A 16,741-nucleotide genomic window follows, 5' to 3' on the forward strand; every position below is an offset into this window, starting at 1 on the left:
CCCTGTCCCTCTACCGCCTCGAGCGGATGGTCGTTCGCGCCCCATGCTTATCCGCCGCCTCGCCTTGCACCAACTGCGTCGCTTCAGTGCGGTGGATCTCTTGCCCCAGCCGGGGCTGAACCTGCTCACTGGCGACAACGGTGCCGGCAAGACCAGCGTGCTGGAGGCCCTGCATCTGATGGCCTATGGCCGCAGCTTCCGCGGCCGGGTCCGCGATGGACTGGTACGCCAGGGCCAGGAGGCGCTGGAGATCTTCGTGGAATGGGACGAGCAGCGTGCCGATCACGCGCCGCATCGCCGAAAGGCCGGCCTGCGCCACAGTGGCCAGGACTGGAAGGGGCGATTGGACGGTGAAGACGTGGCTCAGCTCGGCAACCTCTGCGCAGCGCTGGCGGTGGTGACGTTCGAGCCCGGCAGCCATGCGCTGGTCAGCGGCGGTGGCGAGCCCCGCCGTCGCTTCCTGGATTGGGGCTTGTTCCACGTGGAACCTGATTTCCTGTCCTTGTGGCGCCGCTATTCAAGGGCGCTGAAGCAGCGCAACGCCCTGCTCAAGCAGGGCGGCCCGTCGCGGATGCTGGACACCTGGGATCACGAGTTGGCTGAGGCCGGAGAGCCCCTTACCAGTCGTCGCCAGCACTACCTTGAGCGGCTGCAGCAGCGTGCCGTGGCGCTGGCGGCCAGTTTGGCACCGCAACTCGGTATCCAGGCACTGCAACTCAGTCCGGGCTGGCGTCGGCATGAGCTTCCCCTGGCAGATGCTCTGCTTCTGGCCCGGGATCGTGACCGCCAGGCCGGCTACACCTCGGTTGGGCCGCACCGGGCGGACTGGAGCGTGGATTTCCACAGCATTCCTGGTCGCGATGCACTGTCACGCGGTCAGGCCAAGCTCACCGCATTGGCGTGCCTGATGGCGCAGGCTGAGGACTATGCAGAACAGCGCGGCGAATGGCCGGTGATCGCACTGGACGATCTGGCCTCCGAACTGGATCGTACCCACCAGGCGCGGGTATTGGAGCGTCTGCTCACCGGCCCGGCGCAGATCTTCGTCACTGCTACTGAACCTCCGGTGGCCCTGCAGGGCCTGACCCAGATCGCCCGGTTCCACGTGGAACATGCACAGATCGTGGCTGTGCCATAGTGGGCACATCAGGGCCACTCGACCCCGGCTGGTATAATTCGGGTTGGAATCCTTTCATTCTCGGCACATCGCCCCAAGCGGTGTCCGACCTGCGGAGCCTACGGCAAGCGCAATGAGCGACGAACAGAACACCCCGGCAAACAACGGCAATTACGACGCCAACAGCATTACCGCCCTGGAAGGCCTGGAGGCTGTCCGCAAGCGACCCGGCATGTACATCGGTGACGTGCATGACGGCACCGGTCTGCACCACATGGTGTTCGAGGTTGTCGACAACTCGATCGACGAAGCGCTGGCCGGCCACGCCGACCATGTCGCGGTGACGATCCACGCTGACGGCTCGGTCTCGGTGTCCGATAACGGTCGCGGCATCCCCACCGGCAAGCACGAGCAGATGAGCGCCAAGCTCGGTCGCGAGGTCTCCGCCGCCGAAGTGGTGATGACCGTCCTGCACGCAGGCGGCAAGTTCGACGACAACAGCTACAAGGTTTCCGGCGGCCTGCACGGCGTCGGCGTCAGCGTGGTCAACGCGCTGTCGCAGAAGCTGCTGGTGGACGTGTTCCAGAACGGCTCCCACTACCAGCAGGAATTCAGCAACGGCGCAGCCGTGACCCCGCTCGCCAAGCTGGAAGCCACCACCAAGCGCGGCACCACCGTGCGCTTCTGGCCGTCCACCGTCGCCTTCCACGACAACGTGGAATTCCACTACGACATCCTGGCCCGCCGTCTGCGCGAGTTGTCGTTCCTGAACTCCGGCGTCAAGATCGTCCTTGCCGACGAGCGCGGCGACGGCCGTCGCGATGACTTCCACTACGAAGGCGGCATCCGCAGCTTCGTGGAGCATCTGGCCCAGCTGAAGACCCCGCTGCACCCGAATGTCATCTCCGTCACCGGCGAGCACAACGGCATCGTCGTGGAGGTGGCGCTGCAGTGGACCGACTCCTACCAGGAGACGATGTACTGCTTCACCAACAACATCCCGCAGAAGGACGGCGGTACTCACCTCGCCGGTTTCCGCGGTGCGTTGACCCGCGTGCTCAACAACTACATCGAGCAGAACGGCATCGCCAAGCAGGCCAAGATCAACCTGACCGGCGACGACATGCGCGAAGGCATGATCGCGGTGCTGTCGGTGAAGGTGCCGGACCCGAGCTTCTCCAGCCAGACCAAGGAGAAGCTGGTCAGCTCCGACGTGCGTCCGGCGGTGGAAAACGCCTTCGGTGCGCGCCTGGAAGAGTTCCTGCAGGAAAACCCGAACGAAGCCAAGGCGATCGCCGGCAAGATCGTCGATGCCGCGCGTGCGCGTGAAGCTGCGCGCAAGGCCCGCGACCTGACCCGCCGCAAGGGCGCGCTGGACATCGCCGGCCTGCCGGGCAAGCTGGCCGACTGCCAGGAAAAGGACCCGGCGCTGTCCGAACTGTTCATCGTCGAGGGTGACTCGGCAGGTGGCTCGGCCAAGCAGGGCCGCAACCGCAAGAACCAGGCGGTGCTGCCGCTGCGCGGCAAGATTCTCAACGTGGAACGCGCGCGCTTCGACCGCATGCTGTCCTCCGACCAGGTCGGTACGCTGATCACCGCACTGGGTACCGGCATCGGCCGCGACGAGTACAACCCGGACAAGCTGCGTTACCACAAGATCATCATCATGACCGACGCCGACGTCGACGGCGCCCACATCCGCACCCTGCTGCTGACGTTCTTCTACCGTCAGATGCCGGAGCTGATCGAGCGCGGTTACGTCTACATCGGCCTGCCGCCGCTGTACAAGATCAAGCAGGGCAAGCAGGAGCTGTACCTGAAGGATGACCCGGCGCTGGACAGCTACCTGGCCAGCAGCGCAGTGGAAAACGCTTCACTGGTGCCGGCCACCGGCGAGCCCGGCATCGAAGGCCTGGCGCTGGAGAAGCTGCTGCTGGCCTACGCCGCCGCGCTCGATTCCATCGAACGCAACGCGCACCGTTATGACCGCAACCTGCTTGAAGCGCTGGTTGATTTCGTGCCGATGGACATGGACAGCCTGCGCAATGCGGGCGAAGGCGAAGGCCTGGATGCGCTGGCCAAGCGCCTCAACCAGGGCAGCCTGGGCAGCCCGCGTTTCAGCCTGGAACTGCAGGAGGCCAACGACGAGCGCCCGGCCGCCGTGCTGGTGACCCGTCGCCACATGGGCGAGGAGCACATCCAGGTGCTGCCGATGTCGGCGTTCGAGAGTGGCGAACTGCGTGCGATCCACCAGGCCTCCAAGCTGCTGCACGGCCTGGTGCGCGAAGGTGCAACGATTTCCCGCGGCGCCAAGTCGATCGAAGTCGACAGCTTCGCGAAGGCGCAGAACTGGCTGCTCGAGGAGGCCAAGCGCGGCCGCCAGATCCAGCGATTCAAGGGTCTGGGTGAAATGAATCCGGAGCAGTTGTGGGATACCACGGTGAACCCGGAGACCCGTCGCCTGCTGCAGGTGCGCATCGAGGATGCGGTCGCTGCCGACCAGATCTTCAGCACCCTGATGGGCGATGTCGTCGAGCCGCGTCGCGACTTCATCGAAGACAATGCGCTGAAGGTCGCCAACCTGGATATCTGACACAATCGGGACCTGGCCGGTGCGCGGGGAGCTGCACCGGCCTTCGTCCCTTGAACACAGGTACCTGATGTCCGCATCCACCCCGGTCTCCGCCGCCCCGCCCCCGGTTCCGCCGGTGTCTGCCCCACCGCGCGCCGTGGCACCGTTGGCAGGCTTCTTCATCGACCTGGGCATCGCCGCCGTTACCCTGGTCGGCCTGAGCATGGTCACCGGCCTGTTCTGGGGCTTCTACCGTGCAATCGTGGTCAGCCGCGCCAACGCCGAGGCCAATGGCGGCGGACTGACACCTGACGCCGTCGGCGCGGCAGTGGGCCAGCCCGGTGCCCTGGCGCAGATCCTGATGGCCCTGATCGCCACCGGTGGCGCCGCGCTGCTGCTGTACTTCTGGCGACGCCCGGCAAACGCCGGCGAACGCATGGCGTCGCGACAGGCGTTGCTGCGGCCGTCCACCTGGGGCTGGACCCTGCTGGTGGCCACGCTGATCGTGCTCGGCAGCAACGGCATCGCCTTCCTTTCCAAGCAGTTCGGCATCGAGCCGGTGCCCACCAACGTGGAACTGATGCAGAGCGCAATCGCTCGCTTCCCGCTGTTCCTGGTGCTGTTTGCGGTCGTCCTCGCCCCCGCCTACGAAGAGCTGCTGTTCCGCCGCGTCCTGTTCGGGCGCCTGTGGCAGGCCGGCCGCCCCTGGCTGGGCCTGATCCTCAGCAGCCTGGCGTTCGCCCTGGTCCATGAAGTGCCCGGTGTCAGCAAGAACTCGCTGCTGGGCATGGCGCAGCTGTGGCTGGTGTACGGTGGCATGGGCGCCGCCTTCTGCTGGCTGTACCGCCGCACCGGCACCCTGTGGGCGGCGATTGCCGCGCATGCGCTGAACAACGCGGTCGCGCTCGCCGCAATGGTGTTCCTGGGGTCAACGTAACGCCGTGCCCGCTTGACGAAAGATTAAGCAGGTACGCTACACACTGCGCACATGAACACGGGGGCGGACCCATGAAACAACTGCTGCTGGCTCTAGTCATCACCACCGTGGTCAGTGCCTGTGCGACCACCACCTCGCCAACCGGACGACGGCAGATGGTGGGCGGCGTGTCGCAGGCACAGCTTGACCAGCTCGGTGCGCAGGCGTTTGCCGAGACCAAGCAGAAAGAGAAGATCAGCACCGATGGCCGCCAGAACGGCTACGTGCAGTGCGTGGTCAATGCGCTGGTCGCACAGCTGCCGCCTCAGTACCGTGGCGTACGGTGGGAGACTGCCGTATTCGTCGACAAGGAACCCAACGCCTTTGCCCTGCCCGGCGGCAAAGTGGGCGTGAACACCGGCATCTTCACCGTTGCCAGGAATCAGGACCAGTTGGCTGCCGTGATCGGTCATGAGATCGGCCACGTGATCGCGCGTCACCACGAGGAACGCATTACCCGGCAGATGGGCGCGCAGACCGGCCTGGCCGTGCTGGGCGCGCTGGCCGGTGCCGCCTATGGCGATGGTGCCGCCAGTACGGTCAACCAGTTGGGCGGCATGGGCGCGCAGGCGGCCTTCCTGTTGCCCGGCTCGCGGACCCAGGAAAGCGAGGCGGATGTGATCGGCCAGCGACTGATGGCCCAAGCCGGTTTCAACCCGGCCCAGGCGGTGGATCTGTGGCAGAACATGATGGCCGCCAGCGGCGGTCGAAGCCCGCAATGGCTGTCCACCCACCCCGATCCGGCCAACCGGATCCAGGAGCTGCGACGTGACGCACCGGGCCTGGCGCCGGTCTATCAGCAGGCGCAGGCGGCCGGGCTGCGGCCAAAGTGCGGATGAGTGCGCAGTTCTATGCTGTATTGCAGCACATAAAACGATTTCTCACGCCATCTGTTTCTGATACGTTTGGCGGCTCAGATTTTTCTGACAGTCCGACTTTGCCGCTATCCGGCGGTTCGATCGAGGTGAACGATGATTTTCCGTAACCACAAAGCTGTGCTTTCCGTCCTCGTCGCGACCGCCCTGACCGGCGCCGTGGTCACCGATGCCTTCGCGCAGTCCTCGCGTTCCTCCGACCGTGGCAGCCGCGGCGGCAGCAGCAAGCAGGCCAAGGCCGAACCGCTGTACCCGAATGCGACCCGCCAGGAGCCGACCGTCAAGGCCTCGGCCAAGATGGGCAGCAAGCTGCAGAAAATGATCGACAGCTACAACAAGGAAAAGTTCCCGGAGACGCGCACGCAGGCTGACGCGATCCTGGCTGACAGCGCCTCCAACGAGTACGACAAGTCGCTGGCCGCGCAGCTGGCCTCGCAGGCCGCCTACCAGACCGACGATACCCCGGCCGCCATCGCCTACCTGAAGCAGGTCATCCAGTTCAACGGCCTGGACAACAACGGCCACTTCCAGTCGATGCTGATGCTGGGCCAGCTGCAGCTGCAGGAAGACCAGACTGCCGAAGGCCTGGCCACCCTGGACAAGTACTTCGCCGAGAGCAAGTCGACCAAGCCGGAAGAGCTGATTGCCAAGGGCCAGGCGCTGTACCAGCTAGAGCGCTACCAGGAAGCGATCCCGGTGCTGAAGCAGGCCATCGCGGGCGCTGCCGAGCCGAAGGACAACTGGAACCAGCTGCTGATGGCGGCCCTTTCCGAAGCCGGCCAGACCGGTGAGGCCGTGCAGGCCGCAGAAGCGCTGGCGGCCAAGAACCCGTCGGACAAGAAGGCCCAGCTGAATCTGGCCAACATGTACATGCAGGCTGACCAGATGCCGAAGGCCGCCGCGGTGATGGACAAGCTGCGCAGCAGCGGCCAGCTCACCGAAGAGCGCGAGTACAAGCAGCTGTACTCGATCTATGCCAACACCGAGAACAAGGAAAAGGACGTCATCGCGGTCATCAACGAAGGGTTGCAGAAGGGCATCCTGAAGCCGGATTACCAGGTCTACCTGGCGCTGGCCCAGTCCTACTACTACTCCGACCAGGTGCCGCAGGCGATCGATGCGTGGCAGAAGGCCGCCCCGCTCTCCAAGGACGGTGAGACCTACCTGAACCTGGCACGCGTCCTGCATGCCGAAGGTCGCGTCCCCGAGGCCAAGCAGGCCGCCCAGCAGGCGCTGGCGAAGGGCGTGAAGAACCAGGCTGATGCCAAAAAAATCATCAACCTGAAGTAAGTAGGAATAACGCCTGAATGCCTGCTCAGTTGATGCGCAGGCGCTCAGGATTGGTATAAGCTTGGAGGTTCCTGCGGTGTCATGCACCGCTGATCAGGGATCCCGCCCCCGGGATTCCGGCCCCACTATTGAGCTCTTGGCGCATGACGGAACAACTAGTCGTTCACCGGTACGAACAACCCGATGACAAGGGGCTGAGCTGGCCTCGCATCGTCGGCATCGCGTTTGTAATTGCCCTGCATCTGGCCGCCTTCATGATGCTCCTGATTCCCGCCGTGGCTCCCAAGGCCGTCGCGGAGAAGGAGCGCAACGTCATGGTGACCATCGTCGACGCGCCGCCGCCGCAGGCGCCGGTTGTCGACGTGCCGGAGCCGCGTCCGAACGATATCGTCACCCCGCCGTCGCCTCCGGCGCCGCCGGCACCGCCGACCTCGATCGAGGCCAGCGTGGACATCTCGTCGAAGGCCATGAATCCGCCGCGCTACCCGCCGGCAGCCTTCCGCGCAGGTATCCAGGGCGAAGTGATCCTGATCATTGATGTCGATGCCAGCGGCAACGTCACCAATGTCACGGTGGAAAAGTCCAGCCGTAACCGCGACCTGGACCGTGCTGCGATGGAAGCGGCTCGCAAGTGGCGCTTCAACGCCGCTGAAGCAGGCGGTAAGAAGACGGCAGGTCGCGTTCGCGTCCCGGTCAACTTTGCGCTGAACTGATGCGCCCGGGTGGCCGCCTGGCCACCCCCGCTCCCGGTTCGATTGTTTAGCTTAGCTACACCCTTTATCACCACACACAACAAAGGTAAGCGTCATGCTGCAGGAAATTTTCATCGCCGCTGCTGCCGGGGGCAATCCGTCCAACGCCCTGTCGCAGATGGGCTTCGAGCACCTGATCCACGAAATGACCACCAAGCCGGGTGATTTCGCGGTTTCCTGGGTCGTGCTGCTGACCCTGATCGCCATGTCGGCCATGTCCTGGTACTGGACCGTCATCAACATCTTCCGTGCCACCCGCCTGAAGAGCGCCGCTGATCGCGTCGTCAGCCTGTTCTGGGACACCCCGAACGCGCAGGACGCCATCCGTGCGATGGAAGAGCAGCCGGCTTCGGAGCCGTTCTCGAAGATCGCCCTGGACGCTGCCCAGGCAGCTGCCCACCACCAGCGCGCTGAAGGCGGTGCTACCGGCGGCGTCGGTGAGAACCTGAGCCGTTCGGAGTTCGTCGACCGCGCTCTGCGTCAGGCCGTCACCCGCGAAAGCAACAAGCTGCAGTCGGGCATGACCCTGCTGGCCACCGTCGGCGCGACCGCTCCGTTCGTCGGTCTGCTGGGTACCGTGTGGGGCATCTACGGCGCGCTGATCAAGATCGGTGCCACCGGCTCCGCTTCGATCGACGCCGTTGCCGGCCCGGTGGGTGAAGCGCTGATCATGACCGCGATCGGTCTGTTCGTCGCAATCCCGGCCGTGTTCGCCTTCAACTTCTTCAGCAAGATCAACAGCGCGACCATCAGCAAGTTCGATACCTTCGCGCACGACCTGCACGACTTCTTCGCCACCGGTTCGCGCGTCCGCTAATTGCGGCGCGCGTCACCCAGCGACGAAGTAAGTAGTCACCAAGATCTAGACGGAGCCCGTTATGGCTTTCAGTAGTGGTAACAGCGGCGGCCCCATGGCCGACATCAACGTTACGCCCCTCGTGGACGTGATGCTGGTGCTGCTGATCATCTTCATCATCACGGCGCCCCTGATGTCCCACAAGGTCAAGGTGGATCTGCCGGAAGCCAACCTGATCCAGAAGCCGGAAGATGCTGAAAAGCGTCCCAACCCGATCACGCTGGCAGTCAAGGAAGACGGCTCGATCTACTGGAACGACGAAGAAATCAACAAGCAGACTCTCGAGTCCCGCTTGGCGACCGCCGCACAGCAGACCCCGCAGCCGCCGCTGAACCTGCGTGGTGACCGCACCATCAAGATGCGCGTCATCAACGACCTGACCAAGGTCGCGCAGGAACAGGGCATGCTGGACGTCGGCTTCGTTGCGACCAAAGAAAAGGGGCAATAAGCCATGGCATTCAGTAGTGGTGGTGGCAAGGGCCCCATGGCAGACATCAACGTCACGCCCCTCGTGGACGTGATGCTGGTTCTGCTGATCATCTTCATCGTGACCGCGCCGATCATGACGTACCCGATCGCCGTGGACCTGCCGCAGCGCGTGCTCAACCCACCGCCGCAGCTGGTCGAACCGCCGCCGCCGATCGAACTGAAGATCGACGCCAGCAACCAGGTCTCGTGGAACAACAGCCCGATCAATACCAGCGAGCTGCAGCAGCGGATGGAGCAGGAGGTCCAGCGTGACCCGACCAACCAGCCGGAACTGCGCATCGACGCCAGCCCGGATTCCGAGTACGACGTGATGGCCAAGGTTCTGGCCGCCGCGAAGAACGCTCAGATGAAGAAGATCGGTTTTGTGCAGCAGTAAACGCGACACCGCAACACAACAGTCATGACGCGACTGCAGACGCCCCTGGAGACAGGGGCGTTTTTTTGTTTGTGGGATGCAGTCGGGGTCAGATCCCTTTTTGGCAGGAAAAGGGATCTGACCCCATCAGGGAGCACGCGCCCGCTATGATCGGCGCATGCTTGCCCTCTTCGATTCCCTGCGCCATTGGCTCGACGGTATCGCCCACCTCGGCACGATCATGGCGGTGGCTTACCTGCTGTACCTGTTCGCGCTGGCGGGCTGGATCATGCTGCAGAAGCGCGAGCCGGTGGCCACGCTGAGCTGGATCCTTTCGTTGGCACTGCTCCCCTATCTCGGGCTCTTCATCTACTACCTGCTGGGCCCGCAGAAGGTGAAGCGGCAACGGCTGCGTCGTGGCCGTGCACGCTCGGGCATGGAGCACTACAGCGATGTCTGCCCGCCCGATTCGGACTGCACCGAACTGGCCAAGGTGGCCCAGGCCACGACCGGACTGGCCCCAAGCAGTGCCACCGAAGTGACCTGGCTGGTGGACGGTGCGGCGACCTACGCGGCCTTGCTGGAGGCCGTTGCACAGGCGCACGATCACATCCATCTGGAGTACTACATCTTCAATCCGGATCACGCAGGCACCGCCCTGCGCGATGCCCTGGTCGAGCGCGCACGTGCCGGTGTGCAGGTGCGCCTGCTGCTGGATGCGGTGGGCTCCTCCGCCCTGCCCCGCCGTTTCCTGCAGCCCCTGCTCGAGGCTGGCGGTGAAGCGATCTGGTTCCACCCACGTCAGCTGCTGAAACCGTTCAAGCGCCCGTGGCTGAACCTGCGCACGCACCGCAAGCTGGTGATTGTCGATGGCCGCCTGGCCTTCACTGGCGGCATCAACATCACCGACGAGGAAGACGAAAGCCGCAGGCCCGACGCCTATCGCGACCTGCACATGCGCATTCGCGGTCATGTGGTGCGCAGTCTGCAGCTGGTGTTCGCCGAGGACTGGCTCTACGCCAGTGGCCAGGAACCCTCGCGGATGGATATCGCCCGCTTGTGGCCGGCCGATATGCCGCTGCGCGGGGATGGCGCGATCAACGCGCAGGTACTGGTCTCCGGCCCGGATTCGGGCTGGGAGACGATCCACCGGCTGCACGTCGCCGCCATCCAGGAAGCGCACGAGCGGGTGTGGCTGGTGACGCCCTATTTCGTGCCGGGTGAAGCGGCGCGGATGGCGCTGACTTCGGCCGCGCTGGGCGGCCTGGACGTGCGCCTGCTGGTACCGAAAATGAGCGATTCGTGGTTCGTCACCCAGGCCGCGCGCTCGTACTTCGATGAGCTGTTGCATGCCGGCGTGAAGATCTACGAGTACGGCCCGCGCATGCTGCACACCAAGGCGTTCATCGCCGACGACGACGTCTGCATTGTCGGCAGTGCCAACTTCGACCACCGCAGCTTCCGCCTGAACTTCGAGCTGTCGATGATGATCAGCGACCGGGACCGCGTGGCAGCCCTGGCCGAGCTGCTGCAGGGTGAATTCGATCGCGCCACGCGGGTGCATGACCAGGCCGGGCGCTCGCTGTGGCTGCACCGCCTGCCCGAGGCCTTCGCCCGGCTGGCCTCGCCGCTTCTCTGACGCAGCGCTACACTGCGGCGATCATCCGGGGAGCCCGACTATGTACTGGTTGTACCTGCTGCTGGCGCTGGGCTGCTTTGCCTTCGCGCTGAAGACCCCAAGCGCAGGGTTGATGACCCTGTGCCTGCTGGCTGCGCTCGCCTTCCTGCTGGCCTGGGTACGCGGTCGTTACGTGGCCCGTTTCGGCGACCTGCAGCGCGACCCGGCCACCCTGATCGATGCCGAGGAACTGCGCCGCCTGCGCGAGCAGGCCCAGGCGCGCCGCAACGATGACGCCAACGACAACGATCCGTCCCCTCTTTCCAAGTAGTTCCGTTCCATGACCCAGCTCAGCGTCAACGTCAACAAGATCGCCGTCCTGCGCAATTCGCGCGGCGGTGCCGAACCGGACGTGGTGCGCGCCGCCCAGGCCTGCCTGGATGCCGGCGCGCATGGCATCACCGTGCATCCGCGGCCGGACCGCCGCCACATCACCGCCGAGGACGTGCTGGCCCTGTCCACGTTGACCCGCGCGCGTGGCGTGGAATTCAACATCGAGGGCAATCCATTTGCGCCGCCGCGCGAGGGGTACCCGGGGCTGCTGCCGCTGTGCGAACAGACCCGTCCGGCGCAGGCCACCCTGGTGCCCGACGGCGATGGCCAGATCACCTCCGACCACGGTTTCGACTTCGAACGCGACGCCGAGCGCTTGCGCCCGTTGATTGCCGAACTGAAGGCGATGGGCTGCCGGGTCAGCCTGTTCGTTGATGCGGGCAACCCGTTGCTGGAGCAGGCCGCCGAGGTCGGTGCCGACCGCATCGAGCTGTACACCGGCCCCTACGCAGAGGCGCATGCGGCGGGCGACGCTGCGGCAATGCTCGAACTGTTCGCCACTGCGGCGCGGCGGGCGCATGCAGTGGGGCTGGGAGTGAATGCCGGCCATGACCTGTCACAGGACAACCTCCGCGACTTCCTGACCCAGGTGCCGGACGTGCTGGAGGTGTCGATCGGCCACGCGCTGATCGGCGAGGCACTGTATGACGGGCTGGATGCCACCGTGCGCGGGTACTTGGCGCTGCTTTGATGCATTGCAGCCGAGCGTAGGCTCGGCTCTACAGCGCCGAACCCACGCTCGGCTCAGACTTGCCCTGAACCCTTCAGACAGCCGTCGCAGCCATTGAGACGGCGGCGACGTACCCTGCCGCAATGGGTATTGCGATCAAGGGCCGAGGTTCCACGTCCCACCTTGCTGGGCGCTTCGAAAGCACCGTCAGCGAGGCGGTGGACGACGGCTGGGCGGTCGATGAGAGCGAGGAGTTCCTCGCGCCGCGCCTGCGCACCGAGGTGCGCGCCGAGACCGCGCGCAGCATCATCACCCGCAACACTTCGCCAGACGTCGGCTTCAGCCAGTCGGTGAATCCGTATCGCGGCTGCGAGCATGGCTGCTCGTACTGCTTCGCGCGCCCTTCCCATGCCTATCTGAACCTGTCGCCGGGGCTGGACTTCGAGACCAAGCTGTTCGCCAAGACCAATGCGCCTCAGCTGCTGCGCAAGGAACTGTCGAAACCCGGTTACGTGCCGCAGCCGATCGCGCTGGGCATCAACACCGATGCGTATCAGCCGATCGAGCGCAAGTTCAAGCTGACCCGCCAGCTGATCGAAGTGATGCTGGAAACCAGGCATCCTTTCTCGCTGATCACCAAGAACGCACTGGTCGAGCGCGACATCGATCTGCTCGCGCCGCTGGCGGCGGAGAACCTGGTCAGTGTGCACTTCTCGGTGACCTCGCTGGACCCGCATCTTTCCGCGAAGCTGGAACCGCGCGCATCAGCACCCCATGCACGGTTGCGCGCGATGAAGCGCCTGCATGACGCGGGTATCCCGGTGGGAGTCATGCTGGCGCCGGTGATTCCGTGGATCAACGACAGCGAACTTGAAGCGGTGCTGGAGGCTGCGCACGATGCCGGCGCCAGTACCGCAGGCTACGTGCTGCTGCGCCTGCCGCTGGAAGTGGCGCCACTGTTCCGCGACTGGCTCGATACCCATCATCCCGATCGCGCCGCGCACGTGATGAGTACCATCCAGCAGCTGCGTGGTGGCAAGGACTACGACAGCCAGTTCGGCACCCGCATGCGCGGCCAGGGTGTGTATGCCGATCTGCTGAACAACCGCTTCAAGCTGGCGCGCAAGCGGTTGGGATTCAATGCGCAGAACAGCCATTGGCCGAAGCTGGATTGCAGCCGGTTCCAGAAGCCGCTGCCGCCGAAGAAGGATTCGCCGCAGGGGTCGTTGTTCTGAGGCCATCAGTCGAGCATGGCTCGACTCTACATCAAGGCCGACGAGCAGCTCGGGATCACCCGCCAAACAACTTCTGCGCACTCTGGAACAGGATCCAGCTGGTGGCGATGAACTTGTCGCCACCCTGTGGCCGATTGCCGCGATGGGTGTGGGTGAACGCCGTCGGCGCAATCAGCAGGCTACCGGTGCGCGGCGCGATCTTCCGCCCCTGGAACAGGAACTCGGTTTCGCCTTCGTCGAAGTCGTCATTGAGGTACAGCGTCCACAGCACGTGCCGGTGCAGGGTCTCGGCCTGCGCATCCTTCGGGTACAGCTCGCAGTGCCAGTACGGGTAGCCACCCTCGCCCGCGGCATACCACTGCAGGTTGATCGCGCCCGGACGCAGGCAGGTGCGGGCCAGGTCGGCCAGCTGCTGTTGCGGCATGTCGGGGAAGTCCTCGGCAGACAGGCGTCGCGGTTGGCCATTGCTGTCCTGGATCTGCAACATCAGCGGGGCAATCAACGCCTGTGGATAACGGCGTAGATAAGTCAGCAGGCCGTTGAACACCGCAATCTGCAGCTGCTGATCAACATCCTGCCAGCCGTCCAGGCCACTGATGCGCAGATCCTTGCTGTGCTTGAGTTCCGGGAACACGCCACTGCCCACCGCACCGGGCAGCAGGCCACGCGTGGCACGCATGCGCTCGACGATGGCCGCGCAGACCTCACTGGGGACGGCGTTGTGGATGACCTCGATGAAATCGACCGGGCCCTGCTCGTGCATGCGTGCATTCCTTCGGCGGCAACGGCTTGATGGTGCCGTTTGCCGCCCGCGGTGTCACCCTGCGGTCATGTCATCGAACTGTCATGACCGCCGTCAGGCGTCGAGCCGTCAGCCCTTCGCTTCGTCGTGCGCGTGGTGGTAACGCACCGCTTCGGCCACTTCCTCGCGCGAACCCAGGAACACCGGCACGCGCTGGTGCAGCTGATCAGGCTGGATGTCGAGGATGCGCTCGCGGCCGGTCCAGGCGGCGCCGCCGGCCTGTTCGACCAGCAGGCCCATCGGGTTGGCTTCGTACATCAGGCGCAGCTTGCCGGCCTTGGACGGATCCTTCTTGTCCCACGGGTAGATGAAGATGCCGCCGCGGGTCAGGATGCGATGCACGTCGGCCACCATGCTGGCGATCCAGCGCATGTTGAAGTTCTTGCCGCGCGCGCCTTCCTTGCCGGCCAGCAGATCACTGACGTAGGCCTGCATCGGCGCTTCCCAGTGACGCTGGTTGGACATGTTGATGGCGAATTCCTGGGTGGCCGCCGGAATCTGCATGTTCTCGGTGGTCAGCACGAACTCGCCCTTCTCGCGGTCCAGAGTGAAGGCGTGCGTGCCGTGGCCGACGGTCAGCACCAGCTGGGTGCTGGGCCCGTAGATGCAGTAGCCAGCGGCGATCTGCTTGCTGCCCGGCTGCAGGAAGGCGTCATCGCCCGGCAGCTCGACGTTGGTCGGGCAGCGCAGCACCGAGAAGATGGTGCCGACGGAGACGTTGACGTCGATGTTGGAGCTGCCATCGAGGGGGTCGAACAGCAGCAGGAAATCACCGCGCGGATAGATGTCCGGCACCGGCTGGCTGTGGTCCATTTCCTCCGAGGCGCAGGCGGCAAGGTGGCCACCCCAGGCATTGGCTTCGAGCAGGATCTCGTTGCTGATGACGTCCAGCTTCTTCTGCGCTTCGCCCTGCACGTTGCCGGTGCCGGCGTCGCCGAGCACGCCACCGAGGGCGCCCTTGCTGACGGCGATGGAGATGCTGGTGCAGGCGCGGGCGACGACCGCGATCAGCTGGCGCAGGTCGGCGTTGATGCGGCCGGCGTGCTGTTCCTGGATCAGGAAGCGGGTCAACGAAGTACGGGACATGGGCGGGCAGGTCTCGGCAGCGGGAAAACGCCTATTGTCGCCCGTCTGGCGGGGGCGTGCGTGAGCGCGGGAAGGCGTAATCGTTTCCAGATGCGTTGTGCTCGTGGCGCCTTCCTTCATGGAGGCACAGGGCGAGGTACACCGTGGCCAGGACACGCCGTAAACCCATCCATGGGGGCTCGGTCGGCGCATCCATGCGCCTCACGGTCCTGGCCACGGTGTACCTCGCCCTGCGCTTCAGGGTTCGCCGCGAGCGCGGAGGGTGTGGCAAAGGCAGAGGCAAAGCAGAAGCAAAAACAAAGGCGCCTTTCGGCGCCTTTGTTGTCAAACCACTGCAGCCTTGTTTCAGCCCTTGGCGACGGTGGCCACGGCCTTGGCGACGTATTCCAGGTTGTTCTGGTTCAGCGCGGCCACGCAGATGCGGCCGGTGCCGACGGCGTAAATGCCGAACTCGTCGCGCAGGCGTTCGACCTGCTCACGGCTCAGGCCCGAGTAGGAGAACATGCCGGCCTGTTCGTTGATGAAGCCGAACTGCGGCGCACCGGCAGCGGCCAGCTTTTCGACCAGGCCCTGGCGCAGGGCGTGGATGCGCTCGCGCATCTCGGTCAGCTCCTGCTCCCACATCGCGCGCAGTTCCGGATTGGTCAGCACGCCGGCCACCAGCGCAGCGCCGTGGGTGGACGGGCTGGAGTAGATGGTGCGGATCACGCGCTTGACCTGCGACTGCACGGCCTTGGCGTCAGCAGCGGTCGGCGCCACCATCGACAACGCACCCACGCGCTCGCCATACAGCGAGAACGACTTGGAGTACGAGTTGGCGACGATGAAGCTGTCGATGCCGGCTTCGGCGATGATGCGCACGGCGGCGCCATCCTGCTCGATGCCCTTGTCGAAGCCCTGGTAGGCCATGTCGATGAAGGGGAACAGCTGCTTGTCCTTCAGCAGCTGCGCGACCTGCTTCCACTGGCTGACCGTGAGGTCGGCACCGGTGGGGTTGTGGCAGCAGGCGTGCAGCAGCACTACGGTGCCGGCTTCCAGCTTGCCGAGGTCGGCCAGCATGCCGTTGAAGTCGACGCCATGGCTGGCCGGGTCGAAATAGGTGTAATCCAGCACCTCGAAACCGGCCGCGCTGAATACCGCACGGTGGTTCTCCCAGCTCGGGTTGCTCAGCGCCACGGTGGCGTGCGGCAGCAGCTTCTTCAGCACGTCGGCGCCGACGCGCAGCGCACCGCTGCCACCGACGGTCTGTGCGGTGGTGACGCGGCCGGCGGCCAGCAGCGGCGAGTCTTTGCCGAACACCAGCTCTCGCGTGGCCTGCGTGTATGCCGGCAGGCCATCGATCGGCAGGTAGCCGCGCGGTTTGGCGTCAGCGGCAAGCTGCTGCTCGATCTGCTTGACGGCGCGCAGCAGCGGGATGCGGCCGCTCTCGTCGTAGTAGATGCCCACACCCAGGTTGACCTTGGTCGGGCGGCTGTCGGCGTTGTATGCCTCGGTCAGGCCCAGGATCGGGTCGCCTGGGACCAGTTCCACGTTTGCAAAGAAGGACACGGCGGTACTCGTTCGGTAGACGGAAAGGGGGAGGAAGTGCGCTACGCGGTCTGCGGCCTTGCAGCCGGAAACAGCCCATCGTAACAAAGCCTGCCGGGGCTGGCCGC

The 16,741-nt window shown here is 65.0% G+C and carries 16 protein-coding genes; 13 read left to right on the forward strand and 3 right to left on the reverse strand.

Translation table 11 applies throughout. The annotated features are described in order from the left end of the window. Positions 1–43 precede the first annotated feature (43 nt). The 13 genes from recF to A7X97_RS14175 all read left to right on the forward strand — a co-directional run bounded on the left by recF (position 44) and on the right by A7X97_RS14175 (position 13,198). Positions 44–1,138: a DNA replication/repair protein RecF gene (gene recF, locus A7X97_RS14115; RefSeq protein WP_072168771.1), complete on the forward strand. Its 1,095-nt coding sequence runs from the start codon at positions 44–46 to the stop codon at positions 1,136–1,138. Positions 1,139–1,250: 112 nt separating this feature from the next. After that, on the forward strand, positions 1,251–3,710 hold the full coding sequence (gene gyrB / locus A7X97_RS14120) for a DNA topoisomerase (ATP-hydrolyzing) subunit B (protein WP_061480434.1): 2,460 nt from the start codon (positions 1,251–1,253) through the stop codon (positions 3,708–3,710). A 67-nt stretch (positions 3,711–3,777) separates the two neighbouring features. After that, positions 3,778–4,626, forward strand: coding sequence for a CPBP family intramembrane glutamic endopeptidase (locus A7X97_RS14125; RefSeq protein ID WP_049417132.1), 849 nt, complete (start codon positions 3,778–3,780; stop codon positions 4,624–4,626). A gap of 71 nt (positions 4,627–4,697) precedes the next feature. Continuing rightward, positions 4,698–5,504, forward strand: coding sequence for a M48 family metallopeptidase (locus tag A7X97_RS14130; protein WP_061480435.1), 807 nt, complete (start codon positions 4,698–4,700; stop codon positions 5,502–5,504). Between the two features lie 132 nt (positions 5,505–5,636). Beyond that, on the forward strand, positions 5,637–6,830 hold the full coding sequence (locus A7X97_RS14135; RefSeq protein WP_061480436.1) for a tetratricopeptide repeat protein: 1,194 nt from the start codon (positions 5,637–5,639) through the stop codon (positions 6,828–6,830). Between the two features lie 143 nt (positions 6,831–6,973). Continuing rightward, a complete protein-coding gene (locus tag A7X97_RS14140) occupies positions 6,974–7,543 on the forward strand; it encodes an energy transducer TonB (protein WP_095378857.1) in 570 nt (189 codons plus the stop codon). A 94-nt stretch (positions 7,544–7,637) separates the two neighbouring features. Next, a complete protein-coding gene (exbB, locus tag A7X97_RS14145) occupies positions 7,638–8,399 on the forward strand; it encodes a TonB-system energizer ExbB (protein WP_005411738.1) in 762 nt (253 codons plus the stop codon). A gap of 61 nt (positions 8,400–8,460) precedes the next feature. Further along, entirely contained in the window at positions 8,461–8,886 is a 426-nt protein-coding gene (locus A7X97_RS14150; RefSeq protein ID WP_111008081.1) for an ExbD/TolR family protein, read from the forward strand. A 3-nt stretch (positions 8,887–8,889) separates the two neighbouring features. Next, positions 8,890–9,303: an ExbD/TolR family protein gene (locus tag A7X97_RS14155; protein ID WP_005411740.1), complete on the forward strand. Its 414-nt coding sequence runs from the start codon at positions 8,890–8,892 to the stop codon at positions 9,301–9,303. Between the two features lie 157 nt (positions 9,304–9,460). Beyond that, complete coding sequence (cls, locus tag A7X97_RS14160) at positions 9,461–10,921, forward strand: cardiolipin synthase (RefSeq protein WP_072168774.1); 1,461 nt, start codon at positions 9,461–9,463, stop codon at positions 10,919–10,921. Positions 10,922–10,961: 40 nt separating this feature from the next. Continuing rightward, complete coding sequence (locus A7X97_RS14165; RefSeq protein WP_049438866.1) at positions 10,962–11,231, forward strand: hypothetical protein; 270 nt, start codon at positions 10,962–10,964, stop codon at positions 11,229–11,231. A gap of 9 nt (positions 11,232–11,240) precedes the next feature. Then, a complete protein-coding gene (locus tag A7X97_RS14170) occupies positions 11,241–11,984 on the forward strand; it encodes a pyridoxine 5'-phosphate synthase (RefSeq protein WP_111008082.1) in 744 nt (247 codons plus the stop codon). A gap of 122 nt (positions 11,985–12,106) precedes the next feature. Beyond that, on the forward strand, positions 12,107–13,198 hold the full coding sequence (locus A7X97_RS14175) for a PA0069 family radical SAM protein (protein ID WP_072168776.1): 1,092 nt from the start codon (positions 12,107–12,109) through the stop codon (positions 13,196–13,198). Positions 13,199–13,253: 55 nt separating this feature from the next. Here A7X97_RS14175 and A7X97_RS14180 read toward each other — a convergent pair whose 3' ends face one another. The 3 genes from A7X97_RS14180 to A7X97_RS14190 all read right to left on the reverse strand — a co-directional run bounded on the left by A7X97_RS14180 (position 13,254) and on the right by A7X97_RS14190 (position 16,634). Next, positions 13,254–13,961 (reverse strand): 2OG-Fe(II) oxygenase, encoded by a 708-nt coding sequence (locus A7X97_RS14180; protein ID WP_032957940.1) that lies wholly within the window; start codon positions 13,959–13,961, stop codon positions 13,254–13,256. Between the two features lie 108 nt (positions 13,962–14,069). Further along, on the reverse strand, positions 14,070–15,086 hold the full coding sequence (locus A7X97_RS14185; protein ID WP_061480468.1) for a class 1 fructose-bisphosphatase: 1,017 nt from the start codon (positions 15,084–15,086) through the stop codon (positions 14,070–14,072). A 345-nt stretch (positions 15,087–15,431) separates the two neighbouring features. After that, complete coding sequence (locus tag A7X97_RS14190; RefSeq protein ID WP_053496721.1) at positions 15,432–16,634, reverse strand: amino acid aminotransferase; 1,203 nt, start codon at positions 16,632–16,634, stop codon at positions 15,432–15,434. Positions 16,635–16,741: the final 107 nt, after the last annotated feature.

This window comes from Stenotrophomonas sepilia (genome assembly GCF_003244875.1).
Taxonomy (GTDB): Bacteria; Pseudomonadota; Gammaproteobacteria; order Xanthomonadales; family Xanthomonadaceae; genus Stenotrophomonas; species Stenotrophomonas sepilia.